The 16,752-nt window shown below is 70.8% G+C and carries 11 protein-coding genes and 2 pseudogenes; 8 read left to right on the top strand and 5 right to left on the bottom strand.

What is annotated here, in order from left to right:
- Position 1: 1 nt before the first annotated feature.
- A pseudogene (locus ACHMXE_RS43700) lies at positions 2–2,615 on the bottom strand (LPS-assembly protein LptD).
- Positions 2,616–2,851: 236 nt separating this feature from the next.
- On the opposite strand from ACHMXE_RS43700, the gene ACHMXE_RS43695 reads away from it, so the two are divergent.
- From ACHMXE_RS43695 to ACHMXE_RS43670, 6 genes and pseudogenes are all read left to right on the top strand, one after another.
- Positions 2,852–3,970, top strand: a complete 1,119-nt coding sequence (locus ACHMXE_RS43695) for an aminoglycoside phosphotransferase family protein (protein ID WP_395349579.1) — start codon at positions 2,852–2,854, stop codon at positions 3,968–3,970.
- A gap of 87 nt (positions 3,971–4,057) precedes the next feature.
- Complete coding sequence (locus ACHMXE_RS43690; RefSeq protein ID WP_395349577.1) at positions 4,058–4,792, top strand: 16S rRNA (uracil(1498)-N(3))-methyltransferase; 735 nt, start codon at positions 4,058–4,060, stop codon at positions 4,790–4,792.
- 134 nt (positions 4,793–4,926) lie between these two features.
- Positions 4,927–6,294 carry a M20/M25/M40 family metallo-hydrolase gene (locus tag ACHMXE_RS43685; protein ID WP_395349576.1) on the top strand — a complete coding sequence of 456 codons (1,368 nt, stop codon included), beginning with the start codon at positions 4,927–4,929 and terminating at the stop codon, positions 6,292–6,294.
- Between the two features lie 98 nt (positions 6,295–6,392).
- Positions 6,393–6,860: a YidB family protein gene (locus ACHMXE_RS43680; protein WP_395349575.1), complete on the top strand. Its 468-nt coding sequence runs from the start codon at positions 6,393–6,395 to the stop codon at positions 6,858–6,860.
- Between the two features lie 131 nt (positions 6,861–6,991).
- Positions 6,992–8,162: pseudogene (locus tag ACHMXE_RS43675) on the top strand (MFS transporter).
- A gap of 54 nt (positions 8,163–8,216) precedes the next feature.
- A complete protein-coding gene (locus ACHMXE_RS43670; protein ID WP_395349574.1) occupies positions 8,217–11,153 on the top strand; it encodes a DUF4132 domain-containing protein in 2,937 nt (978 codons plus the stop codon).
- Between the two features lie 10 nt (positions 11,154–11,163).
- On the opposite strand, the gene ACHMXE_RS43665 is transcribed toward ACHMXE_RS43670, so the two are convergent.
- The gene (locus ACHMXE_RS43665; RefSeq protein ID WP_395349573.1) at positions 11,164–12,027 is read right to left on the bottom strand and encodes a lysophospholipase; all 864 of its coding nucleotides are present in this window, start codon (positions 12,025–12,027) and stop codon (positions 11,164–11,166) included.
- Entirely contained in the window at positions 12,024–13,535 is a 1,512-nt protein-coding gene (locus tag ACHMXE_RS43660; RefSeq protein WP_203203466.1) for a M20 family metallopeptidase, read from the bottom strand. The genes ACHMXE_RS43665 and ACHMXE_RS43660 overlap by 4 nt, the downstream gene beginning before the upstream one ends.
- A gap of 95 nt (positions 13,536–13,630) precedes the next feature.
- Here ACHMXE_RS43660 and ACHMXE_RS43655 point away from each other — a divergent pair, with 95 nt between their 5' ends.
- Entirely contained in the window at positions 13,631–14,533 is a 903-nt protein-coding gene (locus tag ACHMXE_RS43655; RefSeq protein WP_395349572.1) for a DUF72 domain-containing protein, read from the top strand.
- 39 nt (positions 14,534–14,572) lie between these two features.
- Here ACHMXE_RS43655 and ACHMXE_RS43650 read toward each other — a convergent pair whose 3' ends face one another.
- On the bottom strand, positions 14,573–15,097 hold the full coding sequence (locus tag ACHMXE_RS43650) for a polymer-forming cytoskeletal protein (protein ID WP_261212084.1): 525 nt from the start codon (positions 15,095–15,097) through the stop codon (positions 14,573–14,575).
- 157 nt (positions 15,098–15,254) lie between these two features.
- Here ACHMXE_RS43650 and ACHMXE_RS43645 point away from each other — a divergent pair, with 157 nt between their 5' ends.
- Positions 15,255–16,208 carry an ion transporter gene (locus ACHMXE_RS43645; RefSeq protein WP_395349571.1) on the top strand — a complete coding sequence of 318 codons (954 nt, stop codon included), beginning with the start codon at positions 15,255–15,257 and terminating at the stop codon, positions 16,206–16,208.
- On the opposite strand, the gene ACHMXE_RS43640 is transcribed toward ACHMXE_RS43645, so the two are convergent.
- Positions 16,153–16,740, bottom strand: coding sequence for a YigZ family protein (locus ACHMXE_RS43640; protein ID WP_057597360.1), 588 nt, complete (start codon positions 16,738–16,740; stop codon positions 16,153–16,155). The genes ACHMXE_RS43645 and ACHMXE_RS43640 overlap by 56 nt on opposite strands.
- Positions 16,741–16,752 lie beyond the last annotated feature (12 nt).

The raw sequence follows: 16,752 nt of genomic DNA, 5'->3' as shown, positions 1-16,752 counted from the left end.
CTCAGTCGTAATTGGTGAAGCGGCTCGGCCCTTCGACCGGTGTGCGCAGGGGCTGGTAGCGTTGGATGTTGGTGCGCAGGGCCTGCATCGGACTCGAGCCGATGGCCGCGAAACCGACGAATTCGAGCTGGAACATGATGCGGGTGTTGGCCGTCACCTGGCCGGTGGTGATGCGCTGCAGCACCACGCGCCCGATCCAGCAGCAGCCGTCGTATTCGACGCCGAGGACGCCGTCGGTGAGCTTGCGGTCCTGCAGGTCGTAGTTCAGCCGGCCCACCGCGTACCAGCGTCCGCCGCCCTGGCCCTTGCCGGGACCGAGGTCCTTGCCCTTGTCGCCCCAGAAGTCGTTGAGCGGCCACTGCCAGCCGACGTCGATCGACTTGCTGCCGTCGTTGACGGCGGTGGTGTTCGGGTTGAGCGCCTTGGCCGCGAGGTAGGCATCGCTGGGCGCCTGGTAGCGCAGCGCGATGTTCACGTTGTGATAGGGCGCCGGGTTGTAGCGCGCGCTGATGGCGCTGCGCGTGGACTTGCGGGTGTCGGGGTTGTACTGGATGACCGTGTCCAGGCTCCACTTGGGCGTCCAGTTGATCTGGCCGCCCAGCAGCAGGTCGCTCGCGCGGTCGGTGACGGGATTCGCGCCCGGCAGCGTGACGCGCTGGTCGGAGAAGCGCAGCCGCTGCGCGACGCCGAAGCGCGCGGCCTCGGCACCGGTGTCGGGATCGATCAGCCTCGAGGTCACGCCCGTGGTGAGCGTGTTGGTGTCGGAGATGCGGTCGTTGCCCGAGAACGCGTTCTCGGTGTAGATGGTCGCGAAGCTGAAGTCGTTGGCGGCCGTGTCGTAGTTGGGCAGCTTGCTCTGGTCGCGGAAGGGCGTGTAGACGTAGTAGGCGCGCGGCTCCAGCGTCTGGCGGAAGGCGCGGCCGAAGAAGCTCGCGTCGCGCTCGAAGATCAGGCCGCTGTCGAGGCTGAAGGTCGGCACCGTGCGGTTGGCCGAGGTGGACCAGAGCACCGGCGAGTTCGGGTCGTACGGAATGCCGTTCACGTACTGCACGTTGTTGACCGTGAGCTTCGGGATGTCGCCCTGCGGCACGTAGTAGCTGTAGGTGGTGGCGTGCAGCTGCACCTTCGGGATGACGAAGGTGCTCGGCGTGAGGAAGGGCCGGCTCAGCGCCGCCACGGCGTACAGGCGGTCGCCGTCGGGCTGCGACTGCTGGACCGCGTCGTAGCCCGGTTGGCCGGAGGCGATGCGGTTCACGCGGAAGCGCGTGTAGTCCGTGGTGAACGAGAAGTCGAAGCCACCCCAGTCGTACTTGTTGTAGTTGGCCGTGATCTGCGGCATGCGGTCGTACGACGGCACGACGGGCGCCAGGGTGTACTGCAGCGTCTGGTAGCGCAGCGCGCGCACCACGCCGTTCCAGTCGCCCTTGCTCCAGCTGAGCGTGGCGTCGTTGGGCAGCAGGCGTTGCGACAGCGTGGGCGTGCGCGTGAAGTCGCGCCAGTAGTCGTTGTCGCTGACGCGGTTGATGTTGATGTTGGCCGCGAGCGAATCGAGACCGAGCGACTTGGCGTCGAAATCCTGATGGTGGTTGAGCCAGACGCCCCAGCGCCGGGAACTGGGCTGCCGCAGGTCGAGGTCCTTGGCCTGGATCTGGCCGCTGGCCAGCTGCTGCAACTGCGTGGCGCGCGACTCGTTGAAGCGCTGGCCCACCAGGCGGTCGCTGCCCATCAGGTCGAGCCGGACGGTGCCGTTGTAGCCCTTCTCGAGGTAGCGGAACTCCGAACCCAGGTTGATGCCGCGCTTGGACATCAGCGTCGGCGTGATGGTGGCGTCGCGGTTCGGCGCGATGTTCCAGTAGTACGGCTGCGAATACTCGATGCCGTTGGTGTTGTCGATGCCGATGGTGGGCGGCAGCAGGCCGCTCTTGCGCTCGTTCGACAGCGGGAAGCTCAGGCTGGGCAGCGCCGGCGTGGTGATGCCCATGAAGCTCAGCCGCGCGTCCTTGGCGACGCCCACGTTCTCCTCGCTGTCGGTGGTGATCGAGGCGGCGCTCAGGATCCAGGCCGGCATCCAGCCCGGGAAGTCCTCGCGGCGGCAGGTGGTGTAGGTGCCCTGGCGCGCGATCGACACGTTGGAATCGACGAAGTCGATGCGCTGCGCCTCGCCGTGCCCGCCATTGGCGAGGAAGGTGTAGCGCACGTTGTTGAAGAAGCCCTCGAAGGTCTCGAGCTTGAGCTCGAGCTCGGGGCCCTCATAGACGTTGCCGGCCTGGTTGACGCGCACGTTGCCCGTGGCACGCGCGCGGTCGTCGGGCTGGTAGTACTCGAGGCGGTCGGCGGTGATGGCGGTTTCGCCGCGCCGCAGACTGGCATTGCCTTCCACCACGGTCTCGAGGTCGGGCCGGCCCCGAGATGCGGTCGCCGCTCACGAGGCTGGGCAGCTGGCTGCGCAGCAGCGGCGGAATGGTCTCGGCGAGCTGGGGCGTGCGCTTGAGCGTGAGCGGGCCGTCGAGGCCCGTGCCCTGCGCCGAGGCGCCATGCGCGTGCAGCAGGGCCAGCGTCAGGAGGGCCAGCGGCAGCGGCGGGCCGGAACGGCGCGCGTCGACTCGTCGGCTCATCAGGCCTCCCGCCGATCCGTTCCGAGGAGAGCCTGGCGTCCTCCCGAGGAAGGCAGCGAGCGCACAAGGTGCCAGGCGTCGGGGCATGGATTCGTAGGCATCGGTTCGGACAAAGGAAACGTCGGGGGAGGCGGCGCGGCAGGCCGGCCGGTTGCGGGAGCCGGCGGCGAACCGGTCCCGATCGGGCGCCGATCGCAGAGGTTGCCGCGCCAGGCGGTTTGTAGAATCGATTATCCATGACAGCACCCCCGCCCCCGGCCTCCACGGCCCCAGCCCTCCATGGGGCCATTTCCTGGACTGATCCTCAACGGGCCGAAGCGTTCCGGGGTTGGCTTGCCGGCATCGCGGCTTCGCACGGCCTGCGGCCCGACACCGTGCGGCTCGCCTCCGCCGACGCGAGCTTCCGCCGCTACTTCCGCGTCGACAGCAGCGGCCCCGAGGGCACGCGCATCGTGATGGACGCGCCGCCCGACAAGGAGAACAGCGCCCCCTTCGTCCAGGTGGCGCAGCTCATGGCCGAGGCCGGCGTGCATGCGCCGCGCGTGCTCGAATGGGACCAGGCCCACGGCTTCCTGCTGCTCGACGACCTGGGCCGCCAGACCATGCTCGAGGTGCTCGACCCCGAGCGCCCCGACACCAGCCGCCCGCTCTACGACCAGGCGATCGACACGCTGATCCGCTGGCAGCTCGCCTCGAAGCCCGGCGTGCTGCCGCCCTACGACCGCGCGCTGCTCGAGCGCGAGCTGTCGCTGTTTCCCGAGTGGTACCTGGGCCGCCACCGCGGCATCGCCATCGAGGGCAAGCTGAAGGAACGGCTGGAGCGCAGCTTCAAGCTGATCGTCGACAGCAACCTCGCCGCGGCCAGCGTCTACGTGCACCGCGACTTCATGCCGCGCAACCTCATGGTGGCGCCGGGCGACACGCTCGCCGAGCGCGCGAAGGCGCCGCTGGGCGTGCTCGATTTCCAGGATGCCGTCTACGGCCCGATCACCTACGACATCGCCTGCCTGATGCGCGATGCCTTCCTGAGCTGGGACGAGGAGTTCGTGCTCGACATCACCGTGCGCTACTGGCAGAAGGCCCGCAAGGTCGGCCTGCCGGTCGACGAGGACTTCGGCGCCTTCTACCGCGCGGTCGAGTGGATGGGCCTGCAGCGCCATCTCAAGGTGGCCGGCATCTTCGCGCGCATCACGCTGCGCGACGGCAAGCCGCGCTACCTGGCCGACGCCCCGCGCTTCATCGCCTACATCCGCGCCACCGCCAGCCGCTACAGCGAACTCACGCCGCTGCTGCGGGTGATCGACGAGGTCGAAGGCACGACCGCGACCACCGGCTTCGCCTACGGCCGGGTCTGACCGCTGAAGAAGCGCTGAACGAAACCTGAAGGAAGGGACGCTGTATCGCCCATGCAACATGGGAATGCAGCTCCGAATCTCATAGCAATGCCGCGTTTTCACTGCTCCGTTCCGCTGCAGGCCGGCGCCACGCTGGCGCTGCCGCCCGGTGCCGCGCGCCACGTGCAGGTGCTGCGGCTGCAGCCCGGCGATGCCATCGTGCTGTTCGACGGCAGCGGCGGCGAGTACGCGGCCACGGTCGAGCGCATGGGCCGCAGCGAGGTCAGCGTGGTCGTCGGTGCGCACACGGCGCGCGAGAGCGAGGCCGCGCGCGCCGTGCACCTGGCGGTCGGCATGCCGGCCAACGAGCGCATGGACTGGCTGGTCGAGAAGGCCACCGAGCTCGGCGTGGCGAGCATCCAGCCGCTGGTCACGGCGCACGGCGTGCTGCGGCTGGCCGGCGAGCGCGCCGAGAAGAAGCGCGCGCACTGGGAGGCCATCGCCATCGCGGCCTGCGAGCAGTGCGGGCGCAACCGGGTGCCGGCGATCCATCCGGTGCGCTCCTTGGCCAGTTGGCTCGATGCGGCGCCGGACGACGGCGGGCACGGCCCGGCGCTGCGCCTCGTGCTGAGCCTGGCCGAGGGCACGCGCGCGCTCGGCGATGCGCTCGCGCAGGCCGGTGGCGACCCGGCCGCGGTGCGGGTGCTCAGCGGCCCCGAAGGCGGCCTGAGCGGCACCGAGGAAGCCGACGCCATCGCGCGCGGCTTCGCACCGGTAACGCTGGGTCCGCGCGTGCTGCGCGCCGAGACCGCCGCGCTCGCGGCGCTGGTGCGGCTGGCCTGACAAGGTGAGCCGGCGGCCCCCTCGGCCGCTCCCCCGGAATCCTCGTGGGTGTTTTCCGCGACGCGCGAGCGCGGGCCTTTCGGAACAATGGGGCTCCACGTTCCATTGCATCGTTTCCAAAGGATCTCCCGCCCATGCATCGACCGCTTCGCGCGCCCCGGCTCGCCCCGCTGACCTTCGCCATCGCACTGGCGGCTTTCGGCACCGTCCAGCTCGCCAGGGCGCAGAGCGCGCCGGTGGCGCCCACGCCGGCGCAGGTGAGCCCCGAGGTCGACCGGGCCTACACGCAGCTGATGGCCGCGCCCGCGATCCAGAAGCTGCTCGAGGCGGTGAAGGCGGACCACGAGCGCGCGGTGGAGGAGCTGAAGACGCTGACCGAGATCGAGGCGCCGCCGTTCAAGGAACAGAAGCGCGCCGAGGCCTTCCTCGCGCGCATGAAGGCCCTCGGCCTGACGGATGCGCGCATCGACGCCGAAGGCAACGTGGTCGGCCTGCGCAAGGGCACGGGCCATGGCCCGAAGCTGCTGGTCTCGGCCCACCTCGACACCGTGTTCCCCGCCGGCACGGACGTGAAGGTGAAGGAACGCGATGGCAGGCTCCATGCGCCCGGCATCGCCGACGACACGCGCGGCCTGTCGGTGCTGCTGTCGTGGCTCAAGGTGCTCAACGAGAACAAGGTGCAGACGCAGGGCGACCTGCTGTTCGTCGCCAACGTCGGCGAGGAGGAGCTCGGCAACCTGCGCGGCATGAAGGCGATCTTCCGCGACCACCTCGACATCGACGGCATGGTCGGCCTCGAACCCTCGCCCGACGGCCACGTGCTGGTGCTGGGCACCGCGAGCCATCGCTACGAGGTGAGCTTCAAGGGCCCGGGCGGCCACAGCTTCGGCGCCTTCGGCCAGGTGCCGAGCGCGATCCACGGCATGGGCCGCGCGATCGCCAAGATCGCCGAGGTGCGCACGCCGAGCTTCCCCAAGACCACCTTCACGGTCGGCACGGTCGGCGGCGGCACCTCGGTCAACACCATCGCGCCCGACGCGCGCATGGCGATCGACATCCGCTCGGACGACATGGCCTCGCTGCTCGAGGCCGAGAAGAAGATCCTCGCGACGCTCGACGAGGCGGTGGCCGAGGAGAACAGGCGCTGGAACGTGAACACGCTGAGCGTGAGCACCAAGCTGATCGGCGACCGTCCCGGTGGCCGCACGCCGACCGACTCGGTGATCGTGGAGGCCGCGGTGCGCGCGAACAGCGCCTTCGGCCACAAGACACTGCTGCGCGGCGGCAGTACCGACGCCAACGTGCCGATCTCGCTGGGCATCCCCGCGATCATCATCGGCGGCGGCGGCAAGTCGGGCGGATCGCATTCGACCCATGAATGGATCGACGTGACAGACGGATGGAAAGGCGCGCAGAATTCGCTGGTCACCGTGCTGGGCCTGGTCGGCGTTCCGGGCGTGAGCCCGGCCCTGTTGCCCAAACGCGCGGCACGTACCAAGTAATTTGTCACGTAGTAAGCCGAAAGTCAGCAAGCAAGATTTCGGCAACATTCCACCGCCAGGGAAAATCCCGCGGTTCTGTCACACACCAAGGAAAAGCCATGGGATTGCTCGACTCGGTACTCGGTCAGGTGCTCGGAGGCGCCGCGCAACAGCAGCCCCAGGGCGGGGCACTCGGCGGCCTGGGCGGCCTGGGCGATCTGGGAGGCCTGGCCGGCGCGCTGGGCGGCCTGCTCGCCAACAACGGAAGCACGGGCGGCCTTGGCGGCCTGGTCTCGAAGTTCGAGCAGGCGGGCCTCGGCGACGTCATCGGCTCGTGGGTCGGCAAGGGGGAGAACCTGCCGGTCTCGGGCGGCCAGCTGCAGGATGCGCTGGGCGGCGACACCATCGCCAGCATCGCCTCGAAGCTCGGCATCAATGCGCAGACCCTGCTGCCGATGCTCGCCACCATGCTGCCGGCCCTGATCGATCAACTCACGCCGCACGGCAAGGTGCCCGAGCAGGGGCTCGGCAACCACGAAGATCTGCTGGGTTCGCTCAGCGGCCTGCTGCAAGGCCGGCAGTCCTGAATTGCAAGAAGCGGATCAAGGATTCGGCGCCCGCGAGGGCGCTTTTTTTGGCCCGCTGGCGCAGTCCGGGCCGTTCGCGTAGAACCGCGGGCTCGCCCATCGTCCGCAACCCCCGTGCCGCGTCCTCCCCCATGAATCGCAACCTCTGGCTGCTCGCCATCTGCCAGGGCCTGTTCCTGACCAACAACGTCACCTTCATCGCGATCAACGGCCTGGTCGGCCTCGCGATCGCGCCGCGCGGCTGGATGGCGACGCTGCCGGTGATGGGCTATGTGGTCGGCAGCGCGCTCGCCACCGGGCTGGTGGTGCGCAGCCAGCGCCGCTTCGGCCGGCGCGGCGCGTTCCAGATCGGCCTGGCCGTGGCGCTGGGCTCGGCGCTGCTGTGCGCCTATGCGGCGTTCTCGAAGAACTTCTGGCTGCTGTGCTTCGCGACCGTGGTCGCGGGCTACTACAACGCCAACGCGGGGCTCTACCGCTTCGCGGCGGCCGAGCTCGCCGCGCCCGACTGGCGCGAGAAGGCGGTCTCGCTGGTGATGGCCGGCGGGCTGATCGGCGCGGTGGCAGGCCCGAACCTCGCGGCCGCCACGCGCCAGATGTTCGCCGTGCCCTTCGCGGGCGCCTACCTCGCGCTCGCACTGGTGGCGCTGCTGTCGATGGCGCTCATGCGCTTCATCGAGTTCCCGCGCCGCCCGCGCGCGCGCGCAGGGCGGCGGACGGCCACTGGCCGAGATCGCGCGGCAGCCGGTGTTCATCGTGGCCGCCGCCGCGGGCGCGCTCGGCTACGGCGTGATGAACCTGCTGATGGCCGCGACGCCGATCGCGATGCAGATCTGCAGCCTGCCGTTCGAGGACGCCGCGCTGGTGCTCGAATGGCACGTGATCGGCATGTTCGCGCCGGGCTTCTTCACCGGCCACCTGATCCGCCGCTTCGGCGCGCTGCCGGTGATGGGCGCGGGGCTGGTGCTGAACCTGGCCTGCATCGCGGTCGCGCTGTCGGGCGTGGAGCTGCGGCACTTCGCGATCGCGCTGTGCCTGCTCGGCGTGGGCTGGAATTTCCTCTTCACCGGCAGCACCACGCTGTCGCTGACGGCCTACACGGCCCAGGAGCGCGACCGGGCCCAGGGCGCGCTCAACTTCTGCGTGTTCGCGACGCTGGCGCTGACCTCCTTCGCCTCGGGCGTGCTGGTGACGACCCAGGGCTGGCAGCTGCTGAACCTCGGCTCGCTGGTGCCGGTGGCGCTGACCGGCGCCGCGCTGCTGTGGCTCGCGCACACGCGCCGCCGAGCGCGCACCGCGGCCTGAATCGGTCACGGCCATCCCCGACAATCCCGCCCGCAACAACCACGGGGAGAGGCGATGGCGGCTGGCCGCAAGGGAAAGCAGGGCGACGATCCGGGCGCGCTGCCCGATGGCACGGTCCGCTGGACGGCGGCGATGCGCGGCGCGCTCGCCGAATTCCGCAACACGCCCTGCCGCCAGTGCGGCGCCACGCTGTCCGAGACCCAGCCGCTGCACGAGCAGCTCGACCACATCGGTCGCCACCCGCAGCCCGCCTGGCAGCAGCGGCCGCAGAGGCTGCGCGTGCTCGAGCTGCATGGCGCCGAGGCGCTGCCGCTGTTCCTCGAGGCCGCGCCGCGCAAAGAGGCGCTGGCCGACCTGCTCGCGATCCATCACGTCGACGCGGTGCGCTTCCTCGCGGGCCAGGTCCGGCATCCCGAATGCAAGACGGCGCTCGCGAAGCAGGCCGAGCGCTGGCCGCTGCTGGTGCTGGGCGAACTGCTGGCCGCCAACCCGTCGCGCCACCAGGCCGGCGCGACGCTGGTGCTCGAGCTGCTGGCCGCGCATCCCGAATGGCAGGCGCCGCTCGAAGCCGCCTGCGACGAGCCCCGGCGCAAGGCGCTCGCGCGGCTGCAGGCCGACGACGGCGGCGGGCTGGCCGATGCCGAACCCGCGCAGTGGCCGGCCTTCCTGCGCGCACCGCCGTGGAAGGACCGGCAGGCGCTGCCCGCGATCCCGGTGCTGGCGCTCGATGCCGTCGAACGGACCGCGCGGCTGCACTGGCAGCACGCGGTGCCGCGGCGCTATCCGCCGGTCAGCGGCGAACCCGCGCAGTGGCTGGCCGATGAGGTTCGCGAAGCGCAGCAGCGCGGCGAACGCCAGCTGGCCGAGTATCCGCGCCCGCACCACGCGACCCAGCCGCCACCCGAAGCCCAGGCCTGGGACCGCCCGCGCAAGGCGCTGTGGATGCTGGGCCTGAAGGCCGAGCGCATCGAGGGCGCGATCCGCGACCACGGCGCCAGCCTGTCGGCGGACGACTTCGGCAAGCCGCCCGGCGACTCGTGGAGCTGCGGCGACCAGCTCTGGCAACTGCCCGAGGCGCTCGCGATGGCGGTGTTCGCGCGGCTGCCACCCGCGAGCCACTACATGGGCGACGCGAGCTATCTGCGGCCGCTGCTGCATCGCTTCGGCACCGCCGCGCTGCCGGGCCTGCCGACCTATCTCAAGCAGGGCTCGCGCGCCATGTTCGAGCTGGCCGCGGTGATCGAATGGGACCGGCTCGCGCCCTGGATCGCCAGGGGCTTCCACGGCAACCGCTGGGTGCGGCAGGAAGCCTGTGCCTGGCTCGGCCGCTATCCCGAGGCCGCCGCGCGTGGCCTGGTGCCCGACGCGCTCGGCGCGCCCGGCACCGCGCGCGATGCGGCGCAGGCCGCGCTGCGCTGGCTGCACGAAGCCGGCCATGCCGATGCGGTCGATGCACAGGCCACGGCCTACGGCCCCGCCGCGGCCGAGGCCGTGTCGCAGCTGCTCGCCATCGCGCCCGAACACCTGCTGCCCGAAACGCTGCCGACGCTGCCGAAGTCACTGCCGTTGTCGACCCTGCCGCGTCTGGTGCTCACCGAGGACGCCACGCAGGCGCTGCCGGTGTCGCTGCTGCCCGACGTGCTGATGACGATGGCACTCGGCAAGCCCGAGACGCCGTACCCGGGGCTCGCGGCGCTGCAGGCCGCGGTCGCGCCCGAGGCGCTGGCGCGTTTCGCACGCGCGCTGCTGGCCTGGTGGATCGGCAACGGCCGCCCGGGCAAGGAGCGCTGGATGTTCGCGCTGCAGGGCCGGCTCGGCGACGACGAGACCGCGCGCCAGCTCGCGAGCCTGCTGCGCCAGTGGCGCGCGGCGCTCGACCGCGTGCGTGCCTACGACGCGCTCGCGATGCTCGGCGAGATCGGCAGCGATGCCGCGCTGATGCACCTGGGCGAGCTCGCGCGCCAGACGCGCTACGCCGACCTCAATGCAAGGGCCTCGGCGCTGCTCGACGAGGTGGCGGCGCAGCGCGGCCTGAGCCTGGCGCAGCTGGCCGACCGCACGGTGCCCGAACTCGGGCTCGATGCGCGCGCGGGCCTGACGCTGGACTTCGGCCCGCGGCGCTTCACGCTGCAGATGGACGACCGCCTGCATCCCCTGCTGCGCGACGGCGCGGGCAAGCCGCTGAAGGCGCTGCCCAAGCCCAATGCCGCCGACGATGCGGCGCTGGCCGCCGCCGCGACCGAGCAGCTCAAGGAACTGCGCAAGCTGGCGAAGACCGTCGCGGCCACGCAGCTGCGCCGGCTCGAGGCCGCGATGTGCGAGCAGCGGCGCTGGACGCACGGCGAGTTCATGGCCTTCCTGGTGCGGCATCCGGTGATGCGCGTGTTCGTCCGGCAGCTGGTGTGGGGGCTGTTCCACGAGGGCGGTGAACTCGCAGCGAGCTTCCGCGTGAGCGCCGAGGGCGAGCTGGTCGATGCCCACGACGATCCCCTCGCGCTGCCCGACGACGAGGGCGCGCGCATCGGCATCGCGCACCCGCTCGAGCTCGCGGCGTGCGACCCCGCGCTGGCCACCGCCTGGGCCTCGGTGCTGGCCGACTACGAGATCGTGCAGCCCTTCGAGCAGCTCGCGCGGGCGCACTCCACGCTCGATCCGGCGCTGCGCACGCAACGCACGCTGCCGCAGTGGACCGGCCGCACGGTGACGAATGCCGGCCTGCTCGGCCTGGAAGCACGCGGCTGGCAGCGCGAGGTCGGCGACGGCGGAATGATTTACCGCTTCGGCAAGCCGGTGGGCGAAGGCCTGGCGATCTGGCTGCAGGTCGAGGAGGGCTGGTACGTGCAGGGCACGGCCGACCCCAAGGCGCAGCAGACGGTGGCGGGCGTGGCGCTCGAGGGTGCCCAGGGCCGCAGCCTCGGCGACGTGGCGCCGATCGCGTGGAGCGAGGTCGAGCGCGACCTGCAGCGCGCGGTGTGGGCGCCGGCGCCCTGAACGCCCGTGCTCAGGCCCCGGCGGGAAAGCGCTGCTCCAGCCAGCGCTCGAGCGCGTCGAACACCGGCTGCGCCTCGCGTTCGTTGAAGAGCTCGTGATAGAGCGTCTCGAAGCCATGCGCCTCGACCTGCCCGCTGGCCACGGCGGCCTGCGCGAAGGCCCGGCTCGCGGCCGGCTTCACGAGCCGGTCGTCGCCCGCGTACAGCAGCAGCGTGGGCACCGGCCAGCGCGGCGCCTGGCGCAGCACGGTCTCGCCTTCGTAGGCGAGAAAGCGCGCGAGCCGGCTGCCGATGCGGTCGTGGGTCAGCGGATCGTCGCGGTAGGCCTGGACCACGGCGCGGTCGTGCGAGAGGAAGTCGTCGTCGAGCCCGTTGCCCACGCGCAGGTTGGGCGCGATGCGCGGCAGCACCGCGAGCAGCAGCTTCTGGAAGCCGCTCAAGCCCGGGTCGAACCCCGGCGACGAAAGCACCAGCCCGTCGACCGGCCGCACGCCGCGCGCCACCAGGCTCGCCGCGACCAGTCCGCCCAGGCTGTGGCCCAGCAGCACCAGCGGCAGGCCCGGGTTGGAGGCGCGCGCATCGTCGATCACGAGCGCGAGGTCGTCGACCAGCCGCAGCTCGCTCGGCAGGCCGCCGCGCGCGCCACTCGAGGCGCCGTGACCATGGTGGTCGTGGGCCCAGACGGCGAAGCCCCACCCGTGCAGCCGCTCGGCCAGCGCGTGGTAGCGCCCGGCATGCTCGCCGAGGCCGTGCACCAGCACGACCACGGCCCGCGCCGGGCCCGGCGCGGGCAGGCGGCGCAGCACCAGCGTTTCGCCGCCGGGCGCGGCGAGCGACACGCGCTGCGGCTCGGGCAACGCGGCCCGCGGGCTCACGCGGCCGCCGGTGCTTCCTGCGCGGCGCGGTGCGCGGCCGGCAGCGCCGCGATCACCTCGGCCACGGCGGCCGTGAGCTTCTTGGCGTAGGGCACGTGCAGGAACTCGTTCGGGCCGTGGGCATTGCTCTTCGGGCCGAGCACGCCGCAGACCATCATCTGCGCGGTCGGGAAACCGGCGCTCAGCATGTTCATCAGCGGGATCGTGCCGCCCTGGCCGATGTAGCCGCAGGAGGCGCCGAAGTGCGCGCGCGAGGCCTTGTTGAGCGCGTCCTCGAACCACGGCGTGATGGTGGGCGCGTTCCAGCCGGTGGCGCCGCCGTTGCTCTCGAAGGTCACGCGCGCCTGGTAGGGCGCGTTGTCCTCGAGCAGCGTCTTGAGGCTGGCCACCGCCTCGGCCGCGTCGACCAGCGGCGGCAGCCGCAGCGACAGCTTGAAGGCGGTGTAGGGGCGCAGCACGTTGCCCGCGTCCTTCAGCGCCGGGAAGCCTTCGGCGCCGGTCACCGACAGCGTGGGCTTCCAGGTGCGGTTGAGCAGCGCCTCGACCGGGTCGGTGGTGGTCGGCAACGCGAACATGGTGGAGCCGCCGCAGTCGTAGTGCGCCCACGGGAAGCGCTTGTAGACCTCCTCGCCGAGGATCGCGGCCGTGGCCTTGGCTTGCGCCAGCCGGTCGGGCGGCACCTCGCAATGGAAGCTCGCGGGCAGCAGGCGGCCGGTGGCGCTGTCCTCGAGGCGGTCGAGCACCTGCCGCATGATGCGGAAGCTCGAGGGCACGAGCCCCGAGGCATCGCCCGAGTGGATGCCCTCGGTCAGCACCTCGACCTTGAGCGTGCCGCTGGCCATGCCGCGCAGCGAGGTGGTGAGCCACAGCTGGTCGTAGTTGCCGGCGCCCGAGTCGAGGCAGATCACCAGCTCGACCTCGCCCAGGCGCGGGCGCAGCGCGTCGACGTAGGGCAGCAGGTCGTAGGAGCCGCTCTCCTCGCAGGTCTCGATCAGGCCGACGATGCGCGGATGGGCCGTGCCCTGGCGCTTGATGGCCTGCAGCGCCGCGATGCTGGCATAGACCGCGTAGCCGTCGTCGGCGCCGCCGCGGCCGTAGAGCAGGCCGTTCTCGTACTTGGGCGTCCAGGGGCCGAGGTCGTTGCGCCAGCCGGTGAACTCGGGCTGCTTGTCGAGGTGGCCGTACATCAGCACGGTCTCGCGCATGTCGGTGCCGGTGGCGGGCACCTCGAAGAACAGCACCGGCGTGCGGCCCTCGAGGCGCACGATCTCCAGCTTCAGGCCCTCGACCTTCTGCGCCTCGACCCAGGCCGCGGCATTGCGCAGCACGGTCTCGAGGTGGCCGTGGGCCGACCAGTCCTTGTCGAAGCCCGGCGACTTGGCCGGAATGGCGATGTAGTCGGTGAGCTGTCGCACGATGTCGCCGTCCCACTGGGCGGTGACGTCGGACAGGGCCCGCTCGGCGTCGAGCAGGCCGGCGGGGATTTCGCGGTGCAGGGGAGCGTTCATCGGGGTTCTCCGCGGTGGGGTGGCGAGACAAAAGCCGCATTTTGCGCCCATGGCCGCGGGCGCGTAGAGTGCGGTCGATCAACCTGGAGGGCGACGTGAGCAAGGCATCGACGACTCGGATCAAGGTGGGCATCGGCGGCTGGACCTACGAGCCCTGGCGCGACAACTTCTACCCCAAGGGACTCGCGCACGCGAAGGAACTGAACTACGCGAGCCGCCACGTCAGCGCGATCGAGATCAACGGCACCTACTACAGCACCTTCAAGCCCGACAACTTCCGCAAGTGGCGCGACGACACGCCCGAGGGCTTCGTGTTCTCGATGAAGGCCTCGCGCTTCGCGACCAACCGCAAGCTGCTGTCCACCGCGGGCGAATCGATCCGCCGCTTCATCGACAGCGGCGTGACCGAGCTCGGACCCAAGCTCGGGCCGATCGTCTGGCAGTTCATGCCGACCAAGCAGTTCGACGCCGAGGACTTCGAGGCCTTCCTCGAGCTGCTGCCGAAGAAGGAGGGCAGCACGCCGCTGCGCCACGTGATGGACGTGCGCCACGAGAGCTTCATCGTGCCGGCCTACAAGGCGCTCGCGAAGAAGCACAAGGTGTCGACCGTCTTCACCGACGCCGACAAGTTTCCGTCCTTCGACGAGCCCGAGGGCGAGTTCGCCTATGCGCGGCTCATGATGGCCGACGCGAAGCAGAAGACGGGTTATGCAGCGAAGGCGCTCGACGACTGGGCCGAGCGCGCGCAGGGCTGGGCCGGAACGACCGCGAAGCCGCGCGAGGTGTTCGTCTACTTCATCAACGGCGCGAAGGAGCGTGCACCGGCGGCGGCGGCGGAATTGCTCAAGCGCCTGGGCTGGGAAGCACCGGCACCGGCGGAAGAACCCGCAGCGGCACCGAAGGCCTCCAAGACGCCGAAGCCGCCGGCTGCCGCCAAGAAGACGGCTGGCACGGCGGCTAAAAAAGCGAAGACCGGGGCGGCTTCGAAGAAAGCCTGACCCGGCCCGCGTTGCGATCGGAAACGGCCGATCGGCCGATCAGGCCGCGGCTTGCCCCGCGGGCTTCGCGCCGAAGCTGATCTCGCCAGAGATCTGGCCGCCTTCCTCGATCACGATCTTGCCGTAGCGGATCTTGCCCGTGACCTTGCCGGTCGAATGGATCACGAGCTTCTCGCGCACCGTGAGGTTGCCGTCGAACACGCCGCGGATCTCGGCGATGTCGATCTCGGCCGAGCCCTTGAACTCGCCCTGTTCGGCGATCTGCATCAGGCGCGAATCCATCGTGGCCTCGACCAGGCCTTCGACCACGAGCGTGTCGCAGTCGGTGATCTCGACGCCCTTGAGCTTGATGTTCGGGCCGACGGTGAGCTTGCTGCCGCCTTCCTTGGCTGCGGGTGCGGCGGCCGAGGCGGCATTGAGGCCGGCCTGGGCGGTCAACGAGGAGGGATTGACGGGGGAGCCCGAGAGGTTGGTGCCCGAGCCCACGAGCGGCGCGGGCCTGGAGGTCAATGCATCGTTTTCGCGGTCGCGCTTGCCGAAGAACGGGGAGGAAGAAGTGGCCAAAAGAGAGCTCCTCATGAAAACGACTATCGTAAGAATGCACTCGGCACCTCTTGCACTTCATTGCGCAAGAGGCGTAACCGAATAAATCGATCGCCCGCCATCATCGTCCGATTCGGCGACGGTGCCAACCACGGAGCGCATCGGACAATCCCCGACCATGACGACCTTCCTCTCGCGAGACACCATCGCTTCCCTCACGGCCGAGGCCGCGGCCGGCGACGCGCGCTTCGGCAAGCCCGAGCACGGCTGGCGCCGCTCGCTGTTCTCGGTGATCTTCGAATCGGAATCGCGCGCGGGCCGGTTGTTCGACCTGGTGCTGATCGCGGTGATCGTGACCAGCGTGGCGGTGGTGATCCTCGACAGCGTGCAGCCGATCCACCAGCGCTGGGGCTCGACCTTCAGCGTGCTCGAGTGGTTCTTCACGGCGCTCTTCACGCTCGAGTACCTGGGCCGCCTGGCCTGCGTGAAGCGGCCGCTGCGCTATGCGCTGAGCTTCTACGGCGTGATCGACCTGCTGGCGCTGCTGCCGACCTTCCTGGCCATCCTCACGCCCGAGCTCGCCTACCTGATCGACGTGCGCATCCTGCGGCTCCTGCGCGTGTTCCGCATCTTCAAGCTCTCGCGCTATTCGGCCGAGTACCGCGCGCTGGTCTCGGCCGTGGCGGCCAGCCGCCGCAAGATCATCGTGTTCGTCGGCTTCGTGATGCTGGTGGTGCTGGTGATGGGCACGCTGATGTACGTGGTCGAGGGCCCGCAGCACGGCTTCACCAGCATCCCGGTGGCGGTGTACTGGGCGATCTCGACCATGGCCACGGTGGGCTTCGGCGACCTGGTGCCCAAGACCGACCTGGGCCGCGCGATCGCCTCGGTGATGATGCTGCTGGGCTGGGGCGTGCTCGCGGTGCCCACCGGCATCGTGACGGCCGAGATGGCGCGCCGCCCCTACGACGACGAAGGCGGCGCGGCGGCCTTGCCGCTGGCGCCGCGCGGCGTGCTCGCGATGACGGCGCTGGCGCCCGACGAAGCGGGCGCGCCCGCCGTGCCGCGCAAGCGGCTCACGCCCGCGGCCAGGCGACGCGCCCTTGGGCAGCATCGTCGAGGCGCGCGATGAAGGCCTCGGCCGCGGTCTCGGGCAGCGCGAAGACGAAGGCCACCGTGCTGGCGTGCGCCACCGATTCGAGCACCGCGCCGGCCGCGGCCAGCTCGCGCCGCACCAGGCCCTCGAGCGCATACGGCACCTCGCAGCGCAAGGTGCGCTGGCGCACCAGCGGCACCAGCGTCGCGCCGGCCAGCGCCTGCGCGATGCTGTCGGTGTAGGCGCGCACCAGGCCGCCCGCGCCGAGCTTCACGCCGCCGAAATAGCGCACCACGGTCGCGAGCGCGCCCTCGACCTGCTGGTGGCGCAGCACCTCGAGCATCGGCCGGCCCGCGGTGCCGCCGGGCTCGCCGTCGTCGTTGGCGGCCGACTGGCCGCCGGCCATCAGCGCCCAGCACACATGGGCCGCACCCGGATGCGCGGCGCGCAGCGCGGCGACGACGGCCAGCGCCGCCTCGCGGTCGGGCACGGACTGCACGCAGCCGATGAAGCGGCTCTTCTTGATCAGCAGTTCGCTGTGGACCGGCTGGGCGAGCGTGAACGCCATGGACGGCGGGGC

The sequence above is a fragment of the Variovorax sp. UC122_21 genome (genome assembly GCF_044056785.1).
In the GTDB taxonomy this organism is placed as follows: Bacteria; Pseudomonadota; Gammaproteobacteria; order Burkholderiales; family Burkholderiaceae_C; genus Variovorax.
Note: the sequence above shows the minus strand (reverse complement) of the source record. Positions and strands in the feature narration are given on the sequence as shown.

What these genes read in the sequence shown, in the direction of transcription:
- ACHMXE_RS43640 (WP_057597360.1), bottom strand. Translation starts at nt 16,740, where the DNA reads ATGGCGTTCACGCTCGCCCAGCCGGTCCACAGCGAACTGCTGATCAAG.
- ACHMXE_RS43690 (WP_395349577.1), top strand. Translation starts at nt 4,058, where the DNA reads ATGCCGCGTTTTCACTGCTCCGTTCCGCTGCAGGCCGGCGCCACGCTG.
- ACHMXE_RS43645 (WP_395349571.1), top strand. Translation starts at nt 15,255, where the DNA reads ATGACGACCTTCCTCTCGCGAGACACCATCGCTTCCCTCACGGCCGAG.
- ACHMXE_RS43670 (WP_395349574.1), top strand. Translation starts at nt 8,217, where the DNA reads ATGGCGGCTGGCCGCAAGGGAAAGCAGGGCGACGATCCGGGCGCGCTG.
- ACHMXE_RS43680 (WP_395349575.1), top strand. Translation starts at nt 6,393, where the DNA reads ATGGGATTGCTCGACTCGGTACTCGGTCAGGTGCTCGGAGGCGCCGCG.
- ACHMXE_RS43685 (WP_395349576.1), top strand. Translation starts at nt 4,927, where the DNA reads ATGCATCGACCGCTTCGCGCGCCCCGGCTCGCCCCGCTGACCTTCGCC.
- ACHMXE_RS43660 (WP_203203466.1), bottom strand. Translation starts at nt 13,535, where the DNA reads ATGAACGCTCCCCTGCACCGCGAAATCCCCGCCGGCCTGCTCGACGCC.
- ACHMXE_RS43695 (WP_395349579.1), top strand. Translation starts at nt 2,852, where the DNA reads ATGACAGCACCCCCGCCCCCGGCCTCCACGGCCCCAGCCCTCCATGGG.